This window comes from Streptomyces sp. NPDC047002 (assembly GCF_040704505.1).
Classification (GTDB): Bacteria; Actinomycetota; Actinomycetes; order Streptomycetales; family Streptomycetaceae; genus Streptomyces.
This window is the reverse complement of sequence record NZ_JBEYWC010000001.1, coordinates 156,644-182,311: the sequence shown is the minus strand read 5'-3', so window position 1 is coordinate 182,311 and position 25,668 is coordinate 156,644. Positions and strand designations below refer to the sequence as shown.

Genomic DNA, 25,668 nt, shown 5'->3' with positions numbered 1-25,668 from the left:
GTTCGTTCGAGCCAGGACGGGTAATACCCGTCACACGGCCGGGTACGGCGGCCCCGGCTCAGCGGGTGGCGACCAGCCGGGCGAAGACGACCACGTTGCCCTCGTAGCCGGTGGCCTTGGTGTAGCCGCCTCCGCAGGTCAGGACCCGCAGCTCCGGGTAGCCGGTGTCGGCGTAGACCCGCACGCCGGGGAAGTCGGCCTTCGAGAACACCGCGACGTCGTAGATCTGGAACACGGCGGTCCTGCCGTCGAAGCGCGTGGTCTCGATGTGGTCGCCCTTCTTGAGCGAGCCGAGGCCGTAGAAGACCGCGGGGCCTGTCTCGTTGTCGACATGGCCCACGATCACGGACGTGCCCGACTGGCCGGGCGCGACGCCGTTCTGGTACCAGCCCGCCATGTTCCGGTCCGAGGGCGGCGGCGCCTCGATCCAGCCCTTCTTGTCCAGGCCGACGTCCATCAGCGGGGCGTCGACCTTGATCTCGGGGATGCGGACGCGCGCGGGCGGGGCGTACGGCAGGGGCCGCACGGACGCCGCGGGCAGCGCTCCCGCCGCCGGGTCGCGGTGCTGCGCGTCGGGCGTCGACGCGGCCGCCGGCTGCGGCGGCCCGAGCGGCGCGTCGGCGCCGTTGCGCAGCAGCGCGACCCCGGTGAGCAGGACCAGCGCGAGCGCCCCCCAGGGGGAGCGCCGCCTCTTCTCCTGGCCCAGATCGTCCAGGCGCATGGTTCTCCCTTCGTGGGCGGCCTGTATGCACGGTAGGCGCGGGCCGCCGCCCCGGCGATCACTGGCGGGCGAACGGGTGGCGCCCTGCGGCCTCCTGACCCGCCGACATGTTCGGAGTATTCGGCGGGGCGAAAACTCCCGACGGGCCGGGACCCGCGCTGACCTGCCGCGTCGGCCCGCGGCACGCGCCGTCTGACGGCGTGTCGCACGACGGCCGAGCGGCTGCCGGAATGCACCGATTTGACCATCCGATGAAGGTTCGTCATGGAAGGCGTTCTCGTCGATCAACCCGGGGCGCCGCTCCGGGGCGTCTTCCATGGAGGTTCAACGATGCGTGCTCCACGCGTTCTCGCGGTCGCGGCGACCGCCTGCGCGGCGGTGGCGTTCTCCGCCCCGCTGGCCGCCGCCAACAGCGGTCCCGTCAACGTCCAGGCCGACCCGTACACGGTGCACCAGGGCGGCACGATCCGGATCACCGTCGACGGCTGCGGCCACGGCGGCTCGGTCACGTCCAACGCCTTCCCGAAGACCAGGGTCTCGGTGAACGCCTCGGGGCACTCCACCGCCACCGCGCGGGTCTACGACAAGGCGACGCCCGGCACCTACAACCTCGCCGTCAGGTGCGGCGACGACAGCCGCGTCGCCACCCGGCAGTTCCGCGTCGTCCCCGGCCGCGGCGCGCTCGGCGGGCTCGGCGGCTCGGTCGGCCCGAGCGCCACCGAGACCGAGGTGGGCGCCGGCCTCGTCGCCACGGCGGCCGTCGGCGGCACCGCCTTCGTCGTGCGGCGCCGCCGCACGCTCGGCGCGGCCTGACCCGGATACGCGCCGCGGGGTCTGCCGCCCGCGGGGGCGGCAGGAGCCGCACAGACCCGTCGCCCCGAGTCCTCCACAGGGACTCGGGGCGACGGGCGTGCGTGCGGTGCCGGGATCAGTGGGCCCGGTCCGCCGTCCGCCGGCGTGCGGCGATCACGGTGCCCGCTGCCGCCGCGGCGACGAGCGCGGCACCGGCCGCGATCTCCGCGGTGCCCGAGCCGCCCGCGCTGCCGCCGAGGCCGCCGTTCACCCCGCCGGGGAGGGTCGGCCGCGCCGTCGCCCCCACGATGGTCAGATCGGCCGTGCCGGAACGGCCCCCGCAGGTGAAGGTGACCCGGTACACCGCGCCGCGCTTGGCGTCCCGGTCGACCGTGGCCGCGGCGGTGCGCCCGCGGGGGATGGTGGTGGTGTCGAAGACCGCGGACGAGGCGGTCGCGGTCGAACCGCAGTCGGTCACGGACAGGGTCACCCGGCCCCCTGGCGCGATCGAGGAGGGCGTCACCGAGAAGCCGAAGGGCGTCACGTCGCCCCCCTCGGGCGCGGCGGCGGCGACGGGGGCGGTGAGCGCGATGGCGGCCACCGTCAGGGCGGCGGCGGATGCGGCACGTATCGTGCGCATGGGGCAGTCCTCCGGGTCCCGAGGGGCAGCCTGCGGAACCTGTTTCCGCCGGTCGTGGGAGATGCACCTCGATGACGCCGACGCTAGGAGCGCCGTACCACAGCCGCGATCGCAGACGGACGAATGGGGCACGCGTGTCCCCCGGGCGGCGGACACGCGTGCCGTGCGGCCGACGCCGCGTCAGGACGTGATGCCGGGGAACAGGGCGAGGAACGGCTCCGCGGTGGCCGAGACACCCCGCCCGTACGGCGCGTCGAAGTCCCAGATCAGGAAAAGCAGGAAGGCGATCAGGACGCTGAAGAGGCCGGCCAGCAGCAGCTCGCGGAAGGTGCGTCTGATCTGGAGCAGGAAGATCAGCCCGACCGTGACCACGGCCCCCGCGATCAGCCCGAACCAGACGACGCCCGGCATGGTCGCACCCGCGTTCTGCCCGCGGGCGCCGCGCGCGTCGTCGGCGGCGGCGACGTCGTCCATCAGCGGCTGGTAGACCTGCCCCTCCAGGTCGGTGCGGGGCGCGTACGAGGAGGCGTCGGCGCGCAGCCGGTCGAACAGCTGCGTGCCGCGCGGGCTCAGCGCCTCGTGCCGCGCCATGTGCGGCCACTCGGTGTGCACCACGTAGGAGACGTACGTGTCGACGTCGTCGCGGATGCGGTCGCGCTCGGCGGGCGGGTAGACGGCGACCCGCTCGCTGATCTCGTGCAGCGTCTGGGCCTCCTGGCGGACGTTGTCCTGGGCGGCGCTGCGGGCCTCCCAGACGCCCGCGATCGCGAGGCCCAGCACGATGGCGTAGACGACACCGATCATCATCACCATGTAGTCGAGCACGTCGGGCGTCTGGGTCGGGTCGTCGTCGTCGCCCAACCGCCGCCGTACCCAGCGGTGGTTGACGACCACGATGGTCAGGACGACGACGGCTGCCGCCGCCATCGCGAGGGTCAGGACGAACCATTCCGACATGGGGTCTCCGGATTCAGCGGGAGCGCGGGCGCAGGACGGCGACGGCGAGCACGGCGGGCGCGGTGATCACCAGGATCATCAGGACGGGCGAGGTGTGGCGTACCGGCTGCCTGCGCACGGCCTTGCGGTAGTGCGGGAGCGCCACGGGCGTCGGGGCGGGGCGGGCCGACGGCGTCGGTGTCGGCCGTGGGGCCGGTGTCCTGCGGGGCGGCGGGGCCGCGTGCGACGCGGGAGGCTGCGGAGGCGGCGGCGCCGGGGGAGCGGCGCGCGGCGGCGGCGCGGGGCTGGTGCGCGGCGGCCGCGGGGTGTGCGCCGGAGGCGGTGGCGGCGTGGTCGGCGGGGGCGGTGGAGGCGGCACCGGCGGGCGTGGCGGGGGAGTCGGCGGCCTGGTCGGCGGTGGCGGCGGTGGCGTGGTCGGCGGCGGGGGAGGCGGCGAGGCGGGCGGAGGACACGGGCGGCAGCCGTGGCCGCCCGCCACCGCGACCGCCCACACGCCGTCCGGCCCGATCGAGGCGTAGGCGCAGCTGTCCGCGGCGGCCGGCGCGGGCAGCGCTGCGGCGGACAGGCAGACGAGGGCGCAGGCGGCCAACAGCCGTCCCGCGTGGGATGCGTACACGGCCGAAGCCTGGACGCCGAATTGCACCGCCACGCCGAAACGCGTCAGGATTCCCCCGGATAGGGGGATGTGGCGCAACCGTGGTTTCCCGGTCGTTCACCCGATCCGGCGAACCGGCCAACACGCTTGTATGCTCCCTGAGTTAACGGAGCGCGTGGTGAAGTGCCGGTCCCACGGGGGGTGGGGTGCGAGGACGGCGCCGCTACCGACGCGTACGGTCAGGAACAGGCCACCGTCAGCTACGGACGGGGCAGGGGGAGGGGCACATGCCTGCGGTGTGTGACGGAGATCGGTGCGCGGACGCCCGTCCGGGGTCGCTCTCCTGGCGCGGTGTCAGTAGCCTCGGCTCGAACACCCGGCCGGGCGGTCGGCCGTGACTCGTGGCGAATCGTTGGAGACCTCGATGGAACGTCCCGCGTGGGCCCCGCACGACATCGACATATCGGTGCCGAGCGTCTCCCGCATGTACGACTACTACTTGGGCGGTTCGCACAATTTCGAGGTCGACAGGGAAGCCGCGCGCCGGGCAATGGAGTTCATGCCGGGCCTCCCGACGATCATGAAAGCCAACCGGGCATTCATGCGCAGGGCCGTGAAATACGCGCTGGCCGAGGGCATCGGGCAGTTCCTGGACGTCGGGTCCGGAATTCCCACCTACGGCAATGTGCACGACGTGGCGCAGGAGACTGCCCCCGGCACCCGCGTGGTCTACGTCGACCGCGACCCGGTCGCCGTCAGCCACAGCCGAGCCGTGCTCGACGGCGTGCCGGGCGCGGCCGTCACCGCAGGGGACCTCAAGGCCCCGGCCGAACTGCTCGCCGACCCCGTCGTGACCGGACTCCTCGACCTGACACGGCCGGTGGCCCTGCTGCTCGTCGCCGTCCTGCACTTCATCGAGGACGCGGACGAGCCGCAGAAGGCCGTCGCCGCGCTGCGCGACGCCCTCGCCCCCGGCAGCCTGCTGATCCTCTCCCACGCCGGCTACGAGGGCGTGCCCGTGCCGCGCGAGCGCACCCAGGGGGCGGTCGACGTCTACCGTGACATCCGCAGCCCCATCGTGCTGCGCTCCCGCGACGAGGTCGCCCGCTTCTTCGACGGCTTCGAGACGGTCGCCCCCGGGCTTGTCGCGATGTCCCACTGGCGGCCCGAGATCCCGCCGGCGCAGGCCGATCCCTACGCCTCGTCGGCCTTCGTCGGGGTGGGGCGCAAGGCGTGACGCTTCCCCAGCCGACGTCGGGCACCCACGACGCACAGGACGCCCTGGAGGACAGGCTCCGCCGGTTCGCGACCATCTGGAGCCGCGCGGTCTTCCCGTCCTCCGCGACCTCCCTGACCCGCCCCGAGTTCGAGAAGCACCTGCTGCCGCTCGCCCGCAGGCTCAACGAGGCGCTGCGCGCCCCCAGGTTCGACACCGCGCCGGCCCAGCAGGTCGGCGCCGAACTGGTGGCCGCGCACTGCACCGACCCCGAGGCGCTCGCCCGCACCCTCGGCGTCGTCGAGTCCTACCTCGTCCTGTACTGCGGGGCCGAGGAGTTCGCGGGCGACGAGAACCGCGCCCGCTGCTCCCGTCTCCAGCACGCCCTGGCCGGCGGCTTCGCGCAGGCGCTGCGCGAGCGCACCCTCGCCGAGCAGGAGGCCATCGCCCGCTCCGCGCTGAGCGCGCGCTCCGACGCGGAGGAGGCGCTGCGCGCCACTCAGGCGCGCTTCCTCGCGGTCTTCGAGGGCGCCGCCATCGGCATCGCCATCGCGGACCTCGACGGCACCGTGCTCGAGGTCAACGACACGCTCACCAAGATGTTCGGCGGCCTCGAACACCACGTGCGCAGCCGCAACGTCACCGAGTGGGTGCACCCCGAGGACAAGCCGCAGGTCTGGCGGATGCACGGCGAGCTGGTGCGCGGCGAGCGCGAGCACTTCAGCATCGAGAAGCCCTTCTACCGGGGCGACGGCACCGTGCTGTGGACCAACCTCACCGTCTCGCTGCTGCGCGACGCCGAGGGCGCGCCGCAGTACCAGCTCGCGCTGATGGAGGACACCACAGAGCGGCGCCTGCTCAACCTCCGGCTGCGGTACGAGGCGACGCACGACGCCCTCACCGGGCTGCCCAACAGGACCCTGTTCTTCGAGCGCCTCGACAAGACGCTCGCGGCGGGCGACGGCACCCGCTTCGGCCTGTGCTACCTCGACCTCGACGGCTTCAAGGCCATCAACGACAGCCTCGGCCACTCGGCGGGCGACCGGCTGCTCGTCGAGGTCGCCGACCGGCTCCAGAGCTGCGCGACCGCGCCGGGCGAGATGGTCGCGCGCCTCGGCGGCGACGAGTTCGTCGCCCTCACCACGGGGCCCGACACCCGCACCGAGGCCGCCGACCTGGCCTCCCGGATGCTGGGCGTGCTGACCACCCCGATCCGCCTGGACGGGCGGGAGTTCACCGTGCGCGGCAGCATCGGCATCGTGGAGGGCCCGACCGCCGAGCACACCGCGGCCGAGGTGCTGCGCAGCGCCGACATCACCATGTACCGGGCCAAGGCGGCGGGCGGCAACCGCTACGAGATCGCGGACCCGGAGTCCGACGAGCGCGCCATCACCCGGCACGGGCTGACCACCGCGCTGCCCGCGGCGCTCGAACGCGGCGAGTTCTTCATCGAGTACCAGCCGCTCGTCCGCCTCGGCGACGCCAGCGTGCGCGGCGCGGAGGCCCTGGTCCGCTGGGCGCACCCGCAGCACGGGGTGATCGGGCCCGACCGCTTTATCCCCCTCGCCGAGCGCACCGGCCTGATCGTCCCGCTCGGCCGGTGGGTGCTCGAACAGTCGGCGCGCCAGGCCAAGGTGTGGCTGGAGGCGCTGCCGCCCGAGGAGCGCGACACCCCGCTGCGGGTCAACGTGAACCTCTCGCCCGCGCAGCTGCACCACCCCGGTCTCGTCGCCGACACGGTCGACATCCTGGAGCGTGTCGGGCTGCCGCCCGGCGCGCTCTGCCTCGAAGTGACGGAGTCCGCGCTGATAGGAGCCGACGAGGACCTGCTCAAGCCGCTGCGCCAACTCGCCGAGATGGGCGTGCACATCGCGCTCGACGACTTCGGCACCGGCTACTCCAACCTCGCCAACCTGCGCAGGCTGCCGGTCGGCGTGCTCAAGCTGGACCGCTCCTTCACCCAGGGCATGCAGCAGCACCCGGCTGACCCCGTCGACCTGAAGATAGTGGAGGGCATCGTCTCGCTCGCCCACAGCCTGGGCCTCACGGTCACCGTGGAGGGCGTGGAGACCGGGGCGCAGGCCGACCACCTCAGACGGCTCGGCTGCGACACCGCGCAGGGCTGGTACTACGCGCGCCCCGGGCCGCCCGAGCGGCTGCGCGAGCTCTCGCTGGCCGACGCCGTCTGAGGCGCCGCCCGCACCGGCGCCCCTCCCGCACGGCCGGGCGGGGCGCGGCGGTCAGGGCGCCGTGCCCGGCGGTATCCGGGTCTCCAGCAGGAGCCGCATCAGCTCGCGCGCCGCGCGGGGCGGCGCCACGTCGCTGCGGTGCGCGAGCGCGATCGTCCTGCGCAGCCCGGGCGGCGCGAGCTCGGTCACCCGCAGGTCACGGCCCGCCCGCTGCGCCACCATGCTGGGCACCACGGCGACGCCGAGCCCCGCCCGGACGAAGCCGAGCACGGCGTCCATCTCCCCGCCCTCCACGGTGAACGACGGCTCGAAGCCCTCGGCGTGGCAGGCGGCGACCGTCAGCTCCCGCAGGTCGTAGCCGTGCCGGAACATCACGAGCGGCTCGCCCTGGAGGTCCGCGACCCGCACGGGACGCCGCGGCGCGGGCCCGGCCGCCGACGACACCACGACCAGGTCCTCCTGGAGCAGCTCGACCGTGGTCAGCGCGGGGGAGGGCGTCGGCAGCGGCAGCACCACCAGGGCGAGGTCGACCGCGCCGCGCGCCAGCTCCCGCACCAGGTCGCGCGACCCGCTCTCCTCGATCCGCAGCTCGATCCCCGGATGCAGGTCGTGGAAGGCGCGCAGCACGTCGGGCAGCAGGCCCGTGCACACGCTCGGCGTCGCGCCGAGCCGCACCCGGCCTCTGCGCAGCTGGGCGAGCTCCTGCACCTCGTGCCGCGCGGTCTCCGCGTCCGCGAGGATCCTGCGGGCCAGCGGCAGCAGCGACTCACCGGCCTCCGTGAGCGCCACATTCCCCCTGGCCCGGCTGAACAGCTCCGCGCCCAGCTCGTTCTCCAGCGCCCTGATCTGCTGGGAGAGCGACGGCTGCGAGACATGGACCCGCTCGGCGGCACGGGTGAAGTGGCGCGTCTCGGCCACGGCGACGAAGTAGTGGAGCTGATGGAACTGCACGATCCCATGATAGGGACAGGCTATGGACATGAGCCAATCCATGTCTTGGACCTCTGGGGCCGTTCGGCCCTAGCGTCAGGCACATGGCTCTGGCGACGCGGACGGACAAGCGGCCCTCCCTGCCCAAGACGGTGTGGGACTCCACGGTCGGCAAGAAGACGGTGATGGCCGTCAGCGGCCTGCTGATGCTCGCCTACCTCGTGGTCCACATGTACGGGAACCTCAAGATCTTCTTCGGGCCCGGCACCTTCGACGGGTACGCCCACTGGCTCCGCGTCGTCGGCGAGCCCTTCTTCCACTACTCGTGGGTCCTGTGGATCGTCCGGGTCGTGCTCGTCGCCGCGGTCGTGGCGCACGCCGTCTCCGCGTACCAGCTCAGCCGCCGCGACCTCGCGGCGCGCCCCACCAAGTACGTGCACAAGAAGGCCCGCACGAGCTACGCCACCCGCACCATGCGATGGGGCGGCGTGATCCTCGGCCTGTTCATCGTCTGGCACATCCTCGACCTGACCACCGGCACCGTGCAGCCGGGCTTCGTGCCGGGCCACCCGTACGCCAACGTCGTCGCCGCCTTCCACGAGTGGTGGAACGACGTCCTCTACATCGTCGCGATGCTCGCGCTCGGACTCCACGTCCAGCACGGCTTCTGGAGCGCGGCCCAGACCCTCGGCGCCGGCAGCGCCACCCGCGACCGTGCCCTCAAGGCCGTCGCATGCGTGCTCGCGGTCCTGCTGACCGCGGGATTCATCGCCGTACCCGTCGCCGTCATGACCGGACTGGTGAGCTGACATGAACGAATACATCCGATACACCACAGGCGAGCCGGTCGCGGACACCAGGGCCCCTGACGGGCCCGTCGAGGAGCGCTGGAACCGCCGCCGCTTCGAGGCCAAGCTGGTCAACCCCGCCAACCGCCGCAAACACACCGTCATCGTCGTGGGCACCGGGCTCGCCGGCGGCGCCGCCGGCGCCACCCTCGCGGAACAGGGCTACCGCGTCGTCCAGTTCTGCTACCAGGACTCGCCGCGCCGCGCCCACTCCATCGCCGCCCAGGGCGGCATCAACGCCGCGAAGAACTACCGCAACGACGGCGACTCGGTCCAGCGGCTGTTCTACGACACCGTCAAGGGCGGCGACTTCCGCTCCCGCGAGTCCAACGTCCACCGCCTCGCCGAGGTCTCCGTCGAGATCATCGACCAGTGCGTCGCCCAGGGCGTGCCGTTCGCCCGCGAGTACGGCGGCCTGCTCGACACCCGCTCCTTCGGCGGCGTGCAGGTCTCCCGCACCTTCTACGCGCGCGGCCAGACAGGGCAGCAGCTCCTCCTCGGCGCCTACCAGGCGCTCTCCCGCCAGATCGCCGCAGGCAACGTCGAGATGCACCCCCGCACCGAGATGCTCGACCTCGTCGTGGTCGACGGCCGGGCCCGCGGCATCGTCGCCCGCGACCTGGTCACCGGCGCCGTCTCCACGTACTTCGCCGACGCCGTCGTCCTCGCGTCGGGCGGCTACGGCAACGTCTTCTACCTGTCGACCAACGCCAAGAACAGCAACGCCACCGCGATCTGGCGCGCGCACCGGCGCGGCGCCTACTTCGCCAACCCCTGCTTCACCCAGATCCACCCCACCTGCATCCCGCGCTCGGGCGACCACCAGTCCAAGCTGACCCTGATGAGCGAGTCGCTGCGCAACGACGGCCGCATCTGGGTACCCAAGCAGCGCGGCGACGACCGCCCGCCGCACCGGATCCCCGAGGACGAGCGCGACTACTACCTGGAGCGCATCTACCCGTCCTTCGGCAACCTCGTGCCCCGCGACATCGCCTCCCGCGCCGCGAAGAACGTGTGCGACGAGGGCCGCGGCGTCGGCCCCGGCGGCCAGGGGGTGTACCTCGACTTCGCCGACGCCATCGAGCGCCTCGGCCGCAAGGCCGTCGAGGAGAAGTACGGCAACCTCTTCGAGATGTACGAGCGGATCACCGCGGAGAACCCGTACGAGGTCCCGATGCGGATCTACCCCGCCATCCACTACACGATGGGCGGCCTGTGGGTCGACTACGACCTCCAGACCACGGTGCCCGGCCTGTTCGCGATCGGCGAGGCCAACTTCTCCGACCACGGCGCCAACCGGCTCGGCGCCTCCGCGCTGATGCAGGGCCTCGCCGACGGCTACTTCGTCCTGCCTCCCTCGCTCAACGACTACCTCGCGCGCAACCCCTCGCTCGACCGGGTCGACGACGCACACCCCGAGGTCGCCGAGGCGGTCGCGGAGACCGAGGACCGGCTGCGGCTGCTGCTCGCCGTCGACGGCGACCGCACCCCTGACTCCTTCCACAAGGAGATCGGCGAACTCCTCTGGGACCAGTGCGGCATGGCGCGCACCGACGAGGGGCTGCGCAAGGCACTCGACCGCATCCCGCAGATCCGCGAGGAGTTCTGGCGCCGGATCAAGGTGCCGGGCACCGGCGAGGAGCTCAACCAGGCCCTGGAGAAGGCGAACCGCGTCGTCGACTACCTGGAGCTCGCCGAACTCCTCTGCCTCGACGCCCTGCACCGCACGGAGTCCTGCGGCGGCCACTTCCGCGAGGAGTCCCAGACCGAGGGCGGCGAGGCGGCCCGCAGGGACGAGGAGTTCTCCTATGCCGCGGCCTGGGAGTTCACGGGCACCGGCGAGGCGCCCGTCCTGCACAGGGAAGACCTCGTCTTCGATGACGTACACCCCACCCAGCGGAGCTACGCATGAGGCTCACCCTGCGCGTCTGGCGGCAGCAGCACGCCGACGCAGAAGGCGCCATGGTCACCTACGAGATCGACGGCATCACCGAGGACATGTCCTTCCTCGAGATGCTCGACTCGCTCAACGAGAAGCTCATCCTGGAGGGGGACCAGCCGGTCGCGTTCGACCACGACTGCCGCGAGGGCATCTGCGGCGCCTGCGGCGTCGTGATCAACGGCGACGCGCACGGGCCCGAGCGCACCACCACCTGCCAGCTGCACATGCGGCACTTCGAGGACGGCGACACCATCGACGTCGAACCCTGGCGGGCGGGCGCCTTCCCCGTCGTCAAGGACCTCGTCGTGGACCGCTCCGCGTTCGACCGGATCATCGGCTCCGGCGGCTACATCACCGCGCCGACCGGCGCGGCACCCGAGGCGCACTCGACCCCCGTGCCGAAGCCCGCCGCTGACACGGCGTTCGAGCACGCCGAGTGCATCGGCTGCGGCGCCTGCGTGGCGGCCTGCCCGAACGGCTCGGCGATGCTGTTCACCTCGGCCAAGATCAACCACCTGAACACCCTGCCGCAGGGCGCGCCCGAGCGCGAGACGCGCGTCCTCGACATGGTGGCCCAGATGGACGACGAGGGCTTCGGCGGCTGCACCCTCACCGGCGAGTGCGCGACGGCCTGCCCCAAGGGCATCCCGCTGATGTCCATCACGTCGATGAACCGGGAGTGGCTGCGGGCCGGGGTGAAGGCGGCCCGCTGAGGGGCCGCACGCCCGGCCACCCGTTCGGAGCAGCCGGGGCCGCGCCGCGCGCCCCGGCCCCCGGCCCCGCGGACGCGGGGCGCGGATACCTCCCATCGGGCGGTTCGGTGCACCGGACGGCCCTGTCCGCTTCGCTCCGCGCGCGATCATGACATCCACTGGACTCCATGCGGCCCCACTCGGGTGAGCCGTGCCCGCCTACCCGGCGGCTTCCGAAGGAGTCCGGATGAAGAACACCGCTGTGAGAGCGGCCGCCGTGGCGGCGGCAGCCCTCTTCGCGACGACGGCGACCGCCTGTTCGAACAGCGGCTCGTCCTCGCACCACAAGGAGGACACGGCCGCGCACGTGAAGGCGGCGGCCGAGCAGGCGACCTCGTCGCCTTCGGCGTCCGCAGGCATGAAGGACGCGGCATCGAAGATCATGACCAGCAGCGTGCAGGGGCTCGGCGACATCCTCGTCGACAGCAAGGGCCACACGCTGTACCTGTTCGCCAAGGACACCACCGACAAGTCGACCTGCACGGGCGAGTGCGCCAAGGGCTGGCCGCCGGCCATCGTCACCTCGACCCCCAAGGCCGCGACGCCGGGCGACTCCGCCTCCCCGTCGGGGAGCGCGACCATGAGCGCGTCGCCCACCGGCTCGGCCTCTCCGTCCGACACGGCCTCCGCCTCGCCCACCTCGTCGGCCGGCGCGCTCAAGGCGGAGCTGTTCGGCACCACCAAGCGCAGCGACGGCACCCTCCAGGCCACGTACAACAAGCACCCGCTGTACTACTTCGCGGGTGACACCAAGCCCGGCCAGGTAAACGGCCAGGGCGTCACCGCCTTCGGCGCCAAGTGGTACGTCGTCGACCCGCAGGGCGAGCGCGTCACCGCGATGCCCGCCAAGAGCAGCGCGAGCCCGAGCGAGAGCGCGAGCCCGAGCGGCACCGCCACCGGGAGCGCGAGCCCCAGCGGCACCGCGACCGGCAGCAGCGGCAGCCGGTACTGACCCGCACGGCAGCGGCGGCCCGCGCGGGCCGCACCCGGCAGGGCCCCGGACACCCCAGGTGTCCGGGGCCCTGTGCGCCGCGTCAGGCGGTGAGCCCCCGCAGCCGGGCGAGCCTGCGGTAGGAGTCGAGCAGCGCCGTACGGTCGTAGGTGCTCGTGGTGACGAGGAACTCGTCGGCGCCGCTCCGCTTCAGCAGCCCGTCGAGCGCGGGCCCCACCTCCTCCTCGGTGCCGAAGAGGTGACCGGTCATCGCCTCGTCGAACAGGGCGCGCTGGCGCTCCGTCATCGCGGCGGACTCGACCGCACCGGCCGGCGCCAGGGGCGGGAAGCTGCCGCGGGTGCGCGAATAGGCGGCCGACCACGCCTCGGGCAGCAGGATCCTGCGCGCCTCCCCGGTGGTGGCGGCCAGCGCCACCGTGCCGGAGACCACCACATACGGCCGCTCGCCCCAGGCGGAGGCGCGGAACTGCGCGCGGTAGTCGTCGATCGCGCGCAGCATGGCGTCCTGCCCGCGCACCGCGGCGATCACCAGCGGCAGCCCCGCGCGGGCCGCGGTCCGCGCACCCGCCCCGGTGGCCAGCACGAACGCCGGGACGCGCAGGCCCTCCGCGGGCCTCGCGTGCACCTGCGGATGGGCCGGCTGCCCGCCGGTGAACCAGCCGAGCAGCTCGTCGAGCTGCTCGGGGAAGCGGTCGGCGGCCTCCTTGCCCTGGCCGAGCGCGGCCCTGATGCCGTCGGTGAAGCCCACGGAACGGCCGAGCCCCATGTCGATCCGGCCGGGGAAGAGGGACGCGAGCACTCCGAACTGCTCCGCGACCACGAGGGGCCGGTGGTTGGGCAGCATGACCCCGCCCGTGCCGACCCTGATGGCGGAGGTCGCGGCGGCCACCGCCGCCGCGAGCACCGTGGGCGCGGAGCCCGCGACACCGGGCACGCTGTGGTGCTCCGACACCCAGAACCTGCGGTAGCCGAGCGCCTCCGCCTGCCGCGCGAACTCCACGGTGTCCCGCAGCGCCTCGCCGGGCTCCCGGCCCTCCCGGGTACGCGAGCGGTCGAGTACGGAGAAGGGGACCCTGGCGGGGTCCTGCGCTGCGCTGCTCATGGCTGCGTCAACGCGGCACGGTCCCGGGGGCTTCCGCACCTCCTCCGAAACCCCTCCGGCCGGGCGCATCCGGGCATGCCGCCCGGGTGTCCGGACCAGGGGCGCGGGGGTGCGCGCCCCGCCGCGCACCCGTGCTCTCCCGCCCGTTCCACCGGGTAACTGTGATGTGCATCACATACCCATGAGGTTCCGACCTGCCGTTTGCGGCGCTGCGTCCCTGATCGGCGGGGAGTGAGTGACCTCTGTGGCCTCTGTGGTCCTGCCGGAGCTATCTACCGGACATATGGAAGTCATATGGAGGAGATAGATTACTTGCATCGACCAACGTTCTGCGTCCGCACGGGCTGCGCGCCGGCACGTGTACGCGAAGGAGTAAAGGCATTGTGGGCATGAGCCGAACAACCGCAGCGGAACCCTCGCGGACCGGCCCCGGAGAGCACTACAAGTGGATCGCGCTCTCCAACACCACGCTCGGTGTGCTGATGGTGATGATCAACCAGTCGATCGTGCTGATCGCGCTGCCCGACATCTTCCGCGGCATCGACCTGAACCCGCTCGACCCGGGGAACACCAGCTACCTGCTGTGGATGCTGATGGGCTTCATGGTCGTCACGGCGGTGCTCGTGGTGACCTTCGGCAGGCTGGGCGACATGTTCGGCCGGGTCCGCATGTACAACATGGGCTTCGCCGTCTTCACCCTGTGTTCGATCGCCCTCTCGCTCACGTACCTCGACGGCAGCGCGGGCGCGCTCTGGCTCATCGGCTGGCGCATCGTCCAGGGCATCGGCGGCGCGCTGCTGTTCGCCAACTCGACGGCCATCCTCACCGACGCCTTCCCCACGCACCAGCGCGGCACCGCGCTCGGCATCAACTCCATCGCCGCCATCGCCGGCTCCTTCATCGGACTGATCCTCGGCGGCGTGCTGGCGCCGGTCGACTGGAAGCTGATCTTCCTGGTCTCCGTGCCCTTCGGCATCTTTGGCACCGTCTGGGCGTACATCAAGCTGCACGACACCGGGGTCCGGGTGCACGCGAAGATGGACTGGTGGGGCAACATCACCTTCGGCGTCGGCCTGATCGCGGTGCTGGTCGGCATCACGTACGGCATCCAGCCCTACGGCTCCTCCACGATGGGCTGGGCCAACCCGATGGTGCTCGCCGCTCTCATCGGCGGTGTAGTTGTCTTGGGCATCTTTGTGTGGATCGAGCGGACCGTCGAGCAGCCGCTGTTCCGGCTCTCGCTGTTCCGGCTGCGCGCCTTCACCGCGGGCAACATCGGCAGCCTGATGATGGCGCTCGGCCGCGGCGGCCTCCAGTTCATGCTGATCATGTGGCTCCAGGGCATCTGGCTGCCGCTGCACGGCTACAGCTTCGAGAAGACCCCGCTGTGGGCCGGCATCTACATGATCCCGCTGACCGTCGGCTTCCTGATCTCCGCGCCCCTGTCCGGCTGGCTCTCCGACCGGGTCGGCGCCCGCATGTTCACGGTCGGCGGCGCCGTCGTGACCGGCGGCGGCTTCGTCGCGCTGATGGTCCTTCCGACCGACTTCAACTACTGGGTCTTCGCGGTCCTGCTGTTCGTCAACGGCCTCGGCTCCGGCCTGTTCGCCTCGCCCAACCGCGCCGAGATCATGAACGCGCTGCCCGCCGACGCCCGCGGCGTGGGCGCCGGCATGGGCGCCACCTTCCAGAACTCCGCGTCCGTGCTCTCCATCGGCATCTTCTTCAGCCTGATGATCGCGGGCCTCTCGCACACCCTGCCCTCCGCCATGCACGCGGGGCTCGTCCACCAGGGCGTGCCGGAGAACGTCGCCGGCGGGGTCTCCCAGCTCCCGCCGATCGCCGTGCTGTTCGCGGCGTTCCTCGGCTACAACCCGTTCCAGCAGCTGCTCGGCCCCCAGCTCTCCAAGCTCCCCGACCACGGCGCCTCGATCACCAGCAAGGAGTTCTTCCCGCACCTGATCTCGGGGCCGTTCCACTCGGGCCTCGTCGTCGCCTTCTGGTTCGCCATCGCCGCCTGCGCCGTCGCCGTGGTCTCGTCCCTGCTCACCGGCAAGCCCGGCGGCAGCCACGGGATGGTCTCGCCCGAGCCGCTCGGCGAGGAGCTCGCCGCCGTCTCCGGCGAGGCCGGGCTCGCGATGACCGAGCTCGTCGTCCCCGAGGGCAAGCCGGTGGGCGGCGAGCCCACCGGCACGGGGCAGGGCTCCGACACCTGAGGGTCTGACGGCCTGAGGGTCTGACGCCCCGCGCACCCGCCCGCCGCGGTCAGGCGGGCGGGCGCGCCGCGTTCCTGCCCGCCCGCCCCGTCCATTCAGCCGCCCCACATGCCGGCTCTCCCGAGCGGCCATGCCGAGTCCAGCCCGTCGCGGAAGAAACGAGGTGCCGGGCCCGCACGCGTGCGCCCCGGCCGCCGTGCCCCCTACCGGTCCTGGAGACAGCCATGTCCGCCGTCGTCCCCGCTCCCCGCACCGCCCCGGCCGCACCCCCTACCGCCGCCGCCCCCGTCCCCGCGGACATCCGCTACCGCGTGGTCCTCGCCCGCGACGCGGCCGACGTCCGCGCCGCGCAGCGGCTGCGCCACCAGGTCTTCGCCGGTGAACTCGGCGCCCTGCTCGACGGCCCCGAACCCGGCCTCGACGGCGACCGCTTCGACGAGCACTGCGACCACCTGCTGGTGCGCGAGGAGGAGACGGGCCAGGTCGTCGGCACCTACCGGCTGCTGCCGCCCGAGCGGGCGCGCGCCGCGGGCGGGCTCTACTCCGACGGCGAGTTCGACCTCGCCGCGTTCGCGCCCCTGCGCGGCGAGCTGGTCGAGGTCGGCCGCTCCTGCGTCCACCCCGACCACCGCACCGGCGCCGTCATCAGCCTGATCTGGGCCGGACTCGCCCGCTACATGACGACGACCGGCCACCGCTACCTGACCGGCTGCTGCTCCGTGCCGCTCGCCGACGGCGGCGCCCTGGCCGCTTCGGCCTGGGAGACGGTGCGGGAGCGCCACCTCGCCCCCGAGCAGTACCGGGTCACTCCGTACCGCCCCTGGACCCCCGCGCTGCCCGCGGCCGCCGGATCCCGCGCGGAACTGCCCGCCCTGCTCCGCGGCTACCTGCGGCTCGGCGCCCAGGTGTGCGGCGCGCCCGCGCACGACCCGGACTTCGGCGTCGCCGACCTGTGCGTCCTGCTCTCGATGGACCGCGTCAGCGAGCGCTACCTGCGCCACTTCCTCTCGCTCGTCCCCGCGTCATGAGCGCCTGGCTGCCCACGGCGCCGTGCACCCCGCGCGGCTGCGCCGTGCACGGCGGCCGGGCCGTGGGCGTACCGCGGGCCGCGGGACGGCTGGTGTGCGGCGTCGCGCTCCTGGTGGCGGGCGTCGCCCTCGCCCCGGCTGCCGCCGCGCTCGGCCCGGCGCGCCGGGACCGCGTCACCCGGCGCTGGGCACGCGGCGTCCTGCGCGGCTTCGGCGTACGGGTGCGGCTCCGCGGCGCCGAGGACCCGGCGGTGCCGGGGCAGGGGATGCTCGTCGTCGCCAACCACATCTCCTGGCTCGACATCGCCCTCGTCGCCTCGGTCTTCCCCGGCCGCAACCTCGCCAAGAGCGAGATACGGCGCTGGCCGCTGCTGGGCCCGGTGGCCGCGCGCGGCGGCACCCTCTTCGTGGAGCGCGAGCGGCTGCGGGCCCTGCCGGGGGCCGTGCAAACGCTCGCACACGCCCTGCGCGCCGGGTCCCGCGTCGTGGTCTTCCCCGAGGCGTGCACCTGGTGCGGCAGCGGGAGCGGCCGGTTCACCGCCGCGGTCTTCCAGGCCGCGCTCGACGCGGGCGCCGCCGTGCGGCCCGTACGGATCGCCTACAGGACCGCGGAGGGCCGCGCCTCCGGCGCCCCCGCCTTCGTCGGCGACGACACGCTGCCCGCGTCCCTGTGGCGGGTGGCGACGGCGGGCGGGCTCACCGCCGAGCTCACCGTCCTGCCGCCGATCCCCGCAGGATCCTTCCCCGACCGCCGGGCCCTGGCCGCCGCGGCCCGCCGGGCCGTCCAGGGCGGCGCGCCCGCCGCGCAGCCGGCGGACGGGACTGCCGTCCACCGGTCGGACGGGACGCCCGTACATCCGGTGCACGAGACGGCCGTCCACCCGGCGGACGCGACGGCAGGCCCCGGGCGCCCGGCCGCTCACCCGGGGCGCACCCTCAGGCCGGTTTCCGCCGCGGCGTCCTTGCCGCCCGGGTCGCCCGTCCGGCCGCCCGCGCCCGGCGGCACCGTGCCTGGCAGGCGGCGGCGCGGGGAGCGCGGACGCCGGGCCGCGGCCGGGCAGTCCGGCACGCCGAATACCTGACGTTTTCCTGACGGGGCCCCGGGCACTCTTGTGCGAGCGGAAACGAGTGGCTTTAGGTTGGAGCCGGAGCGGTTCGGGCCCGACCAGGGCCCCGACCGCCACGGCCCTCGACAGGAGGAACCGGCCATGCCACCCGACACCATCGCGGATGGGCGCAGTGTGCTCACCGAGGAGGCAGCAGAGGCGCTGCTCGACGGCATCTGCTTCAAGACCGGGCCGCCCCGCACCGTAGGGGTGGAGCTCGAATGGCTCGTCCACGACCGGAGCCGCCCCGAGGAGGGCGTCGCGGCCGACCGCCGCGCCACCGCCTTCGACGGGCTGCGTACCCTGCCGCTCACGTCGGCACTCACCTTCGAACCCGGCGGGCAGCTGGAGCTCAGCTCGCCGCCCGCCCCCTCGCTCACCGCATGCATCGCCACCGTCGCGGCGGACCTGGCCGCCGTCCGCACGGGCCTCGGCGCCCACGGCCTGGCACTCGCCGGATACGGGCAGGACCCCTGGCACCACCCCGACCGGATGCTGCACGCCCCGCGCTACGACGCGATGGAGGCGTACTTCGACCAGTACGACGACACCGGGCGCGCCATGATGCGCACCACCGCGTCCGTGCAGGTCTGCCTCGACGCGGGGCACGAGGAGCCGGGCCCGCTCGGCCACGGACGCCGCTGGCAGCTCGCGCACCTCCTCGGCGCCGTGCTCGTCGCCGCCTTCGCCAACTCGCCCGTGCGGCGCGGCCGCCCCACCGGCTGGCGCTCCACCCGGCAGGCCGTGTGGACGAAGCTCGACCCGGCACGCACCAGCGCCCCCGCCATGGGCGGCGACCCGCGCGCCCGCTGGACGGCCCACGCCCTCGACGCGCCCGTGATGTGCGTCAGGGCGGAGCAGGGACCCTGGGCCGTCCCCGACGGGCTCACCTTCCGGGAGTGGATCAGACGCGGGCTGCCGCGCCCGCCCGACCGCACCGACCTCGAATACCACCTCACCACCCTCTTCCCCCCGGTCAGACCGCGCGGCCACCTGGAGCTGCGCATGATCGACGCCCAGCCGGGCGAGGACGGCTGGATCGTCCCGCTCGCCGTGACGACCGCCCTGTTCGACGACCCCGAGGCCGCGGAGACCGTCTACCGCGCGGTCAAGCCGCTCGCCGAGACTGCCGGGCCGCTGCCCGCCCCCGGCAACCTCCTGTGGCTCAACGCCGCACGGCACGGACTCGCCGACCCCGAGCTGCGCGCGACGGCCGCCGTCTGCTTCGAGACCGCCCTCGCCGCCCTGCCGCGCATCGGCGCGGGCCGGGACGTCCAGGACGCCGTCGCCGACTTCACCGAGCGCTACGTCCTGCGCGGGCGATGTCCCGCCGACGACCTGCGCCTCCCCGAACCCGAGAAGGACCCCAGGACATGACCGACCGCCACGCCGGGCCCCGCGAGGCCTCCGCCGCACCGGCCGAGCCCGCGAAAGCCCCGGCCCCGCTGCTGATACCCGGCCAGGACGCCGAGGCCCTGCGCGACCACGCCGTCGCCACCCTGACCAGGGCGCGCGCCCGCACGGCTCTGCTGACCTCCTGCGTCGACGAGGACGACCTCACCGCCCAGCACTCGCCCCTCATGTCGCCGCTCGTGTGGGACCTTGCCCACATCGGCAACCAGGAGGAGCAGTGGCTGCTGCGCACCGTCGGCGGCCGCGACGCCGTGCGCCCCGACATCGACTCCATCTACGACGCCTTCGAGCACCCGCGCTCCGAGCGGCCCACGCTGCCGCTGCTGCCGCCCGCCGAGGCCCGCGCCTACGCGGCCGACATCCGCGACCGGGTGCTCGACGTCATCGGACGCACCCCGCTCGATCCCGAAACGCCCCTGCTCAGCTCCGGGTTCGCCTACGGGATGATCGCCCAGCACGAGCAGCAGCACGACGAGACCATGCTCATCACCCACCAGCTGCGCAAGGGCCCCGCCGTGCTGCACGCCCCCGAGCCGCCGGCCCCGGCCGCCGAGGACGCGGCCGGGCTGCCCGCCGAGGTCCTCGTGCCCGCGGGTCCCTTCGCGATGGGCACCTCGACGGAACCCTGGGCGCTCGACAACGAACGGCCCGAGCACCAGCGCCTCGTGCCCGCCTTCCACCTCGACACCGTGCCCGTCACCAACGGCGCGTACAAGGCGTTCATCGAGGACGGCGGCTACGGCGACGAGCGCTGGTGGGCGCCCGCGGGCTGGGCGCAGATCCGCGAACACGGCATCGCGGCACCGCTGTTCTGGCGCCGCGAGGGCAGCCAGTGGCTGCGCCGCCGCTTCGGCACCGTCGAGCCCGTACCGGACGACGAGCCGGTGCTGCACGTCAGCTGGTACGAGGCCGACGCCTACGCCCGGTGGGCCGGGCGGCGCCTGCCCACCGAGGAGGAGTGGGAGAAGGCCGCGCGCCACGACCCCGCCACGGGCGCCTCCCGCCGCTACCCGTGGGGCGACGCGGAACCCGTGGCCGAGCACGCCAACCTCGGCCAGCGCCACCTGCGGCCCGCCCGCGCCGGCAGCTACCCCGCCGGCGCGTCGCCACTCGGCGTGCGGCAGCTCATCGGCGACGTCTGGGAATGGACGTCGAGCGACTTCCTGCCGTACCCGGGCTTCACGGTCTTCCCGTACCCGGAGTACTCCAAGGTCTTCTTCGGCGGCGACCACAAGGTGCTGCGCGGCGGGTCCTTCGCCGTGGACTCCGTCGCCTGCCGCGGCACCTTCCGCAACTGGGACCTGCCGGTGCGCCGGCAGATCTTCTCCGGCTTCCGCACCGCGCGGGACGCCTGATGTGCCGCCACCTGGCGCTGCTCGGCCCCGCAGAACCGCTCGGCGCCGCGCTCGTGGCGCCGCCGCACGCCCTGTACCAGCAGTCCTGGGCGCCGAGGCACCAGCGCCACGGCACGGTCAACGCGGACGGCTTCGGCGTCGGCTGGTACGCCGAGGACGACCCCGTGCCCGCACGCTACCGGCGCGCAGGGCCGATCTGGGCCGACCCCGGCTTCGCCGACCTGGCCCGCGTGGTGCGCACCGGCGCGCTGCTCGCCGCCGTACGGGACGCCACGGTGCCGAGCGCCGACGGCGAGGCGGCCGCGGCGCCGTTCGCCGAAGGGCCGTGGCTCTTCAGCCACAACGGCGCCGTCACCGGCTGGCCGCACAGCCTCGCACCCCTCGCCGCCGCGCTGCCCGCGCAGGAGATGCTCTCGCTCGCGGCGCGAAACGACTCCGCGCTGCTCTGGGCGCTGATCCTGCACCGGCTGCGCGCCGGGGACACCCCGGGGCAGGCGCTCGCCGACACCGTCTACGACGCGGCGGGCGCCGCGCCGGGATCCCGCCTCAACCTCCTGCTGACCGACGGCGCGGCCGTCGCGGCCACCGCCTGGGGCGACACCCTCTGGTACCTGCACGACCGGGGCCGCCGGACGGTGGTGGCCTCCGAGCCCTACGACGACGACCCCCGCTGGCGCGAGGTCCCCGACCGCACGCTGCTCGTGGCGACCCGCGCCGACGTCACGCTCACCCCACTCAAGGAGCCCGCATCGTGAGCCCCTACACCGTCATCCGCACCCTGCCCAAGGACGCCACCGGCTCCGCGCTCCGCGACGACGTGCGGAGCGGCCTCACCGCGACCCCCAAGTCCCTGCCGCCCAAGTGGTTCTACGACGCGCGCGGCAGCGACCTGTTCGAGGAGATCACCCGGCTCCCCGAGTACTACCCGACCCGCGCCGAGCGGGAGATCCTGCTCGCCCGCGCGCCCGAGATCGCCCGTGTCACCGGCGCGCGGACCCTGGTCGAACTGGGCTCAGGATCCTCGGAGAAGACCCGCCACCTGCTCGACGCCCTCGGCCGGGCCACCGGCCTGCGCGACTACGTGACGGTCGACGTCAGCGAGAGCGCGCTGACCGGCGCAGCCGAGGCGCTGCTCGCCGACCGCCCCGAGCTGCGGGTGCACGCGCTGATCGCCGACTTCACCCGCAGCGTCGAACTGCCCCCGGCCGAGGGGCCGAGGCTCGTCGCCTTCCTCGGCGGCACCGTCGGCAACCTGCTGCCCGCGGAGCGCGCCCGCTTCCTCGCCTCCGTACGGGCCCTGCTCAGGCCCGGCGACACCCTGCTGCTCGGCACGGACCTCGTCAAGGACGAGGACGTGCTGGTACGGGCGTACGACGACGCGGCAGGGGTGACGGCGGAGTTCAACAAGAACGTGCTCAGCGTGGTCGACCGCGAGCTCGGCGCCGACTTCGACCCGGCCGACTTCGAGCATGTCGCGCTCTGGGACCGCGCCAACGAGTGGATCGAGATGCGGCTGCGGGCCCGCCGCGACCTCACCGTCAAGATCCCGGAACTCGACCTCGTCGCCCACTTCGCCAGGGGCGAGGAACTGCGCACGGAGATCTCCGCCAAGTTCCGCAAGGAGGGCATCGACGCGGAGCTGGACGCCGCGGGATTCGCGCCCACCCGCTGGTGGACGGACGAGGCGGACCGCTTCGCGCTCTCGCTGGCCACGGCGGGCTGAGGCAAGGGCGCACGCCCGGCCGCTCGGCGGCGCGGGCCCCGCACGGGGGCCTGCGCCGCCGCGGCGCGTCAGCTCCAGCCGTACCGCTCCCGCAGCCGGTTCACCACCAGGTTGAACCGGCCGCGGTCCAGCGCGCACGCCTCGCGGCGCATCCCCGCGTCGTGCAGCCGCATCACCCGGTCGAGCGCCACCCACGAGTCGCGCCCCTCCCGGTCCCACGGGCCCTGGCCGATCGCCACCCAGTCCGCGTCGCCCCGGTGCCGCTTGCTCGACAGCTGCACCGCGAGCAGCGTGCCCGCCGCCTCGCGGGCGACCACCAGCACCGGGCGGTCCTTGCCGCGGCCGTCGTTCTCCTCGAACGGCACCCAGGTCCACACGATCTCGCCGGGGTCGGGGTCCCCGTCGTGCGCGGGGGAGTACTCGGTGCGCACCGCCCCCACCTCGCGGGGGTCGGCCTCGGTCGTCGCGGCGGGGCCGGTGCGGCCCGGCACGCCGCTGTCCTGGTGGTCGTGCACGTCGGAGTAGGGCGTCATGGGCACGACCGTAGAGCCTGCCGCCTGTGCCCCCGCCACCAGGTCCCGCGCCGGGGGACGTTGACACCGCACGGCACGGGGCAGAGACTCGGAGGGCCGATCCGAACGAGTGTGCGCGATGCGCACACCGCCGCCGTGCCCCCGGCCGGGGGAGAGGGACGAGAGCCATGAGCCTGCGCGATGTCTATGTCGTCGACGCCGTCCGCACCCCCGTCGGCAGGTTCGGCGGCGCCCTCGCGGGCGTGCGCCCCGACGACCTGGCCGCGCACGTGCTCAGGTCCCTGGTGGAGCGGACCCCCGCCCTCGACCCCGCGCGCATCGACGACGTCGTGCTCGGCGACGCCAACGGCGCGGGCGAGGACAACAGGAACGTCGCGAGGATGGCCGCCCTGCTCGCCGGGCTGCCCGTGACCGTGCCCGGCGTGACCGTCAACCGGCTCTGCGGCTCGGGACTCGAAGCCGTCGTCCAGGCGGCGCGAGCCGTCGCGCTCGGCGACGCGTCCGTCGTCCTCGCGGGCGGCGTCGAGTCGATGTCCCGCGCGCCCTGGGTGGTGCAGAAGCCGGAGCGCGCCTTCCCCGCGGGCCACCAGCAGCTGTGGTCCACCACCCTCGGCTGGCGGATGACCAACCCGGGCATGCCCGCCGAGTGGACCGTGGCGCTCGGCGAGAGCGCCGAGCAGATCGCCGACAAGCACGCCATCAGCCGCGAGGCGCAGGACGTGTTCGCGCTCGACAGCCACCGCAAGGCCGCCAAGGCGTGGGCCGACGGCCTCTACGACGGCGAGGTCGTGCCCTGCCCCGGCACCGACCTGGCCCGCGACGAGTCCATCCGCGACGGCACGTCCCTGGAGGCGCTCGCCAAGCTGAAGCCCTCCTTCCGCACGGACGGCACCGGCCGGGTCACCGCGGGCAACTCCTCGCCCCTCAACGACGGAGCGGCCGCGCTCCTCCTCGTCGACGAGGACGGACTGCGCGAGACCGGCCGCGAACCGCTCGCCAGGATCGGGGCTTCCGCCGTCACCGGCGTCGAGCCCAACCTGTTCGGCCTCGGGCCCGTGGAAGCGGTGCGACGCGCGCTCGCCAGGTCCGGCCGCACCTTCGCCGACCTCACCGTCTTCGAGCTGAACGAGGCGTTCGCCGCCCAGTCGCTCGGCTGCCTCGCCGAGTGGCCCGACCTCGACCCCGCGGTCGTCAACCCGCGCGGCGGTGCGATCGCCATCGGCCACCCCCTGGGCGCCTCCGGGGCCCGTATCGCGGGATCCGTCGCCCACCAGCTCGCCGCCGCCGGCTCCGGGACCGGGCTCGCCGCCCTGTGCATCGGCGTCGGACAGGGCCTCGCCCTCGTCCTCGAACGCTGAGGGGGCGCCAGGTGCGCACCACGGTCGGCATCATCGGCGCGGGGCCCGCGGGGCTGCTGCTCGCCCGCACGCTGCACCTCGCGGGCATCGACTGCGTCGTCCTGGAGAACCGCGACCGCGCCTACATCGAGGCGCGCCAGCGCGCCGGGCTGCTCGAAGCGGGCACCGTGGAGGCGCTGCGCGCGGTCGGCGCCGCAGGCCGCCTCGACGCCGAGGGCCTCGAACACCGCGGCATCGAGCTGCGCTTCGACGGTGTCACGCACCGCCTCGACTTCCCCGCGCTCACCGGCCGCACCGTCACCGTCTACGCGCAGACGGAGATCGTGAAGGACCTCGTCGCCCTCCAGCTCGCCGAGGGCCCGCCGCTGCTGTTCGGCGCGCGCGCCGAGGCCGTCGAGGGCGCGACGGGCGAGAGGCCGCTCGTCCACTACCGGCACGAGGGCAGCGCCCGCACCCTGGAGTGCGACTGGGTCGTGGGCTGCGACGGCTTCCACGGCGTCGCCCGCGACGCCGTACCCGCCGCGCTGCGCACGACGTACGAGCGCGACTACCCGTTCTCCTGGCTCGGCGTCCTCGCCGACGTCGCCCCGTCCCACGACGAACTCGTCTACGCACGAGGCGAACACGGCTTCGCCCTGCTCAGCATGCGCTCGCCCACCGTCTCCCGGCTCTACCTCCAGGTGCCCGTGGGCACCGACCCCGCCGACTGGCCGGACGAGCGCGTCTGGGACGAGCTCGACGCGCGCCTCGGCGCCGGCGGCGACCCCGGCAGGCGGCTCGCCCGCGGGCCCGTCACGGCCAAGTCCGTCACCCCGATGCGCAGCTTCGTCTCCGAGCCGCTGCGCCACGGCCGGCTGCTGCTCGCGGGCGACGCCGCCCACATCGTGCCGCCCACCGGCGCCAAGGGACTCAACCTCGCCGTCTCCGACGTGCGCCTCCTCGGCCGCGCCTTCGAGGCTCTGCACCGCACCGGCTCGACGGACCTGCTCGACGCCTACCCCGTCACCGCCCTGACCCGCGTCTGGCAGGCGACCCGCTTCTCGTACGACATGACCACGATGCTCCACGTCCCGCCGGACCAGACCGCCTTCGACCGCCGCATCGAACTGGCCCGCCTCCACCGCCTGACCACCTCCCAAGCCGCCGCCACCGAACTGGCCACCCACTACACCGGCCTTCCCCTGCCATGACCGCAGGGCCCGGGGCGGGGGAGGGGCGCCGGACCGAGCCGACCGGGCTCCTGTCGCCGCCCGCACGCGCGGCGACCCGGCGTGCCGGCCCCGTTCCCGAGCCCTGGGTG

At 73.9% G+C, this 25,668-nt stretch carries 22 protein-coding genes and 1 pseudogene; 16 read left to right on the top strand and 7 right to left on the bottom strand.

Annotated elements, in window-relative coordinates:
• Window positions 1-58 precede the first annotated feature (58 nt).
• On the bottom strand, window positions 59-721 hold the full coding sequence (locus AB0910_RS00895; RefSeq protein WP_366742324.1) for a class F sortase: 663 nt from the start codon (window positions 719-721) through the stop codon (window positions 59-61).
• A gap of 330 nt (window positions 722-1,051) precedes the next feature.
• Between AB0910_RS00895 and AB0910_RS00890 the strand changes: the two genes are divergently transcribed.
• Window positions 1,052-1,534, top strand: a complete 483-nt coding sequence (locus tag AB0910_RS00890) for a hypothetical protein (protein WP_366742323.1) — start codon at window positions 1,052-1,054, stop codon at window positions 1,532-1,534.
• A gap of 115 nt (window positions 1,535-1,649) precedes the next feature.
• On the opposite strand, the gene AB0910_RS00885 is transcribed toward AB0910_RS00890, so the two are convergent.
• The 3 genes from AB0910_RS00885 to AB0910_RS00875 all read right to left on the bottom strand — a co-directional run bounded on the left by AB0910_RS00885 (window position 1,650) and on the right by AB0910_RS00875 (window position 3,255).
• Window positions 1,650-2,153: a hypothetical protein gene (locus tag AB0910_RS00885; RefSeq protein WP_366742322.1), complete on the bottom strand. Its 504-nt coding sequence runs from the start codon at window positions 2,151-2,153 to the stop codon at window positions 1,650-1,652.
• Window positions 2,154-2,333: 180 nt separating this feature from the next.
• Window positions 2,334-3,110 carry a hypothetical protein gene (locus tag AB0910_RS00880; protein ID WP_366742321.1) on the bottom strand — a complete coding sequence of 259 codons (777 nt, stop codon included), beginning with the start codon at window positions 3,108-3,110 and terminating at the stop codon, window positions 2,334-2,336.
• 13 nt (window positions 3,111-3,123) lie between these two features.
• Window positions 3,124-3,255 (bottom strand): hypothetical protein, encoded by a 132-nt coding sequence (locus AB0910_RS00875; RefSeq protein WP_345655882.1) that lies wholly within the window; start codon window positions 3,253-3,255, stop codon window positions 3,124-3,126.
• 874 nt (window positions 3,256-4,129) lie between these two features.
• Between AB0910_RS00875 and AB0910_RS00870 the strand changes: the two genes are divergently transcribed.
• On the top strand, window positions 4,130-4,942 hold the full coding sequence (locus tag AB0910_RS00870) for an SAM-dependent methyltransferase (protein ID WP_366742320.1): 813 nt from the start codon (window positions 4,130-4,132) through the stop codon (window positions 4,940-4,942).
• Window positions 4,939-7,110 (top strand): EAL domain-containing protein, encoded by a 2,172-nt coding sequence (locus AB0910_RS00865; protein WP_366742319.1) that lies wholly within the window; start codon window positions 4,939-4,941, stop codon window positions 7,108-7,110. The genes AB0910_RS00870 and AB0910_RS00865 overlap by 4 nt, the downstream gene beginning before the upstream one ends.
• 51 nt (window positions 7,111-7,161) lie before the next feature.
• On the opposite strand, the gene AB0910_RS00860 is transcribed toward AB0910_RS00865, so the two are convergent.
• Window positions 7,162-8,061: a LysR substrate-binding domain-containing protein gene (locus AB0910_RS00860; protein WP_366742318.1), complete on the bottom strand. Its 900-nt coding sequence runs from the start codon at window positions 8,059-8,061 to the stop codon at window positions 7,162-7,164.
• Window positions 8,062-8,144: 83 nt separating this feature from the next.
• On the opposite strand from AB0910_RS00860, the gene AB0910_RS00855 reads away from it, so the two are divergent.
• From AB0910_RS00855 to AB0910_RS00840, 4 genes are all read left to right on the top strand, one after another.
• Entirely contained in the window at window positions 8,145-8,849 is a 705-nt protein-coding gene (locus tag AB0910_RS00855; RefSeq protein ID WP_366742317.1) for a succinate dehydrogenase cytochrome b subunit, read from the top strand.
• A gap of 1 nt (window position 8,850) precedes the next feature.
• Window positions 8,851-10,800, top strand: coding sequence for a fumarate reductase/succinate dehydrogenase flavoprotein subunit (locus AB0910_RS00850; RefSeq protein WP_366742316.1), 1,950 nt, complete (start codon window positions 8,851-8,853; stop codon window positions 10,798-10,800).
• Window positions 10,797-11,543 carry a succinate dehydrogenase/fumarate reductase iron-sulfur subunit gene (locus AB0910_RS00845; RefSeq protein ID WP_366742315.1) on the top strand — a complete coding sequence of 249 codons (747 nt, stop codon included), beginning with the start codon at window positions 10,797-10,799 and terminating at the stop codon, window positions 11,541-11,543. The genes AB0910_RS00850 and AB0910_RS00845 overlap by 4 nt, the downstream gene beginning before the upstream one ends.
• 226 nt (window positions 11,544-11,769) lie before the next feature.
• Window positions 11,770-12,534: a hypothetical protein gene (locus AB0910_RS00840; RefSeq protein ID WP_366742314.1), complete on the top strand. Its 765-nt coding sequence runs from the start codon at window positions 11,770-11,772 to the stop codon at window positions 12,532-12,534.
• Between the two features lie 82 nt (window positions 12,535-12,616).
• Here AB0910_RS00840 and AB0910_RS00835 read toward each other — a convergent pair whose 3' ends face one another.
• The gene (locus AB0910_RS00835; protein ID WP_366742313.1) at window positions 12,617-13,636 is read right to left on the bottom strand and encodes an MsnO8 family LLM class oxidoreductase; all 1,020 of its coding nucleotides are present in this window, start codon (window positions 13,634-13,636) and stop codon (window positions 12,617-12,619) included.
• A 389-nt stretch (window positions 13,637-14,025) separates the two neighbouring features.
• On the opposite strand from AB0910_RS00835, the gene AB0910_RS00830 reads away from it, so the two are divergent.
• From AB0910_RS00830 to egtD, 7 genes and pseudogenes are all read left to right on the top strand, one after another.
• Entirely contained in the window at window positions 14,026-15,852 is a 1,827-nt protein-coding gene (locus AB0910_RS00830; RefSeq protein ID WP_366742312.1) for an MFS transporter, read from the top strand.
• Window positions 15,853-16,076: 224 nt separating this feature from the next.
• Window positions 16,077-16,880, top strand: a complete 804-nt coding sequence (locus AB0910_RS00825; RefSeq protein WP_366742311.1) for a GNAT family N-acyltransferase — start codon at window positions 16,077-16,079, stop codon at window positions 16,878-16,880.
• Window positions 16,877-17,665, top strand: a pseudogene (locus AB0910_RS00820) (lysophospholipid acyltransferase family protein); the annotation flags it as partial. The gene AB0910_RS00825 and the pseudogene AB0910_RS00820, both read left to right, overlap by 4 nt.
• Before the next feature lie 423 nt (window positions 17,666-18,088).
• Window positions 18,089-19,363, top strand: coding sequence for an ergothioneine biosynthesis glutamate--cysteine ligase EgtA (gene egtA / locus AB0910_RS00815; RefSeq protein WP_366742310.1), 1,275 nt, complete (start codon window positions 18,089-18,091; stop codon window positions 19,361-19,363).
• Entirely contained in the window at window positions 19,360-20,754 is a 1,395-nt protein-coding gene (egtB, locus tag AB0910_RS00810; protein ID WP_366742309.1) for an ergothioneine biosynthesis protein EgtB, read from the top strand. Before egtA ends, egtB begins: the two co-directional genes overlap by 4 nt.
• Window positions 20,754-21,509 carry an ergothioneine biosynthesis protein EgtC gene (egtC, locus tag AB0910_RS00805; protein WP_366742308.1) on the top strand — a complete coding sequence of 252 codons (756 nt, stop codon included), beginning with the start codon at window positions 20,754-20,756 and terminating at the stop codon, window positions 21,507-21,509. The genes egtB and egtC overlap by 1 nt, the downstream gene beginning before the upstream one ends.
• A complete protein-coding gene (gene egtD / locus AB0910_RS00800; protein ID WP_366742307.1) occupies window positions 21,506-22,477 on the top strand; it encodes an L-histidine N(alpha)-methyltransferase in 972 nt (323 codons plus the stop codon). The genes egtC and egtD overlap by 4 nt, the downstream gene beginning before the upstream one ends.
• A gap of 68 nt (window positions 22,478-22,545) precedes the next feature.
• On the opposite strand, the gene AB0910_RS00795 is transcribed toward egtD, so the two are convergent.
• Window positions 22,546-23,010, bottom strand: a complete 465-nt coding sequence (locus tag AB0910_RS00795) for a type II toxin-antitoxin system PemK/MazF family toxin (RefSeq protein WP_366742306.1) — start codon at window positions 23,008-23,010, stop codon at window positions 22,546-22,548.
• Window positions 23,011-23,177: 167 nt separating this feature from the next.
• Between AB0910_RS00795 and AB0910_RS00790 the strand changes: the two genes are divergently transcribed.
• Window positions 23,178-24,368, top strand: coding sequence for a thiolase family protein (locus AB0910_RS00790; protein WP_366742305.1), 1,191 nt, complete (start codon window positions 23,178-23,180; stop codon window positions 24,366-24,368).
• 11 nt (window positions 24,369-24,379) lie between these two features.
• Window positions 24,380-25,558, top strand: coding sequence for a 4-hydroxybenzoate 3-monooxygenase (locus AB0910_RS00785; protein WP_366742304.1), 1,179 nt, complete (start codon window positions 24,380-24,382; stop codon window positions 25,556-25,558).
• Window positions 25,559-25,668: the final 110 nt, after the last annotated feature.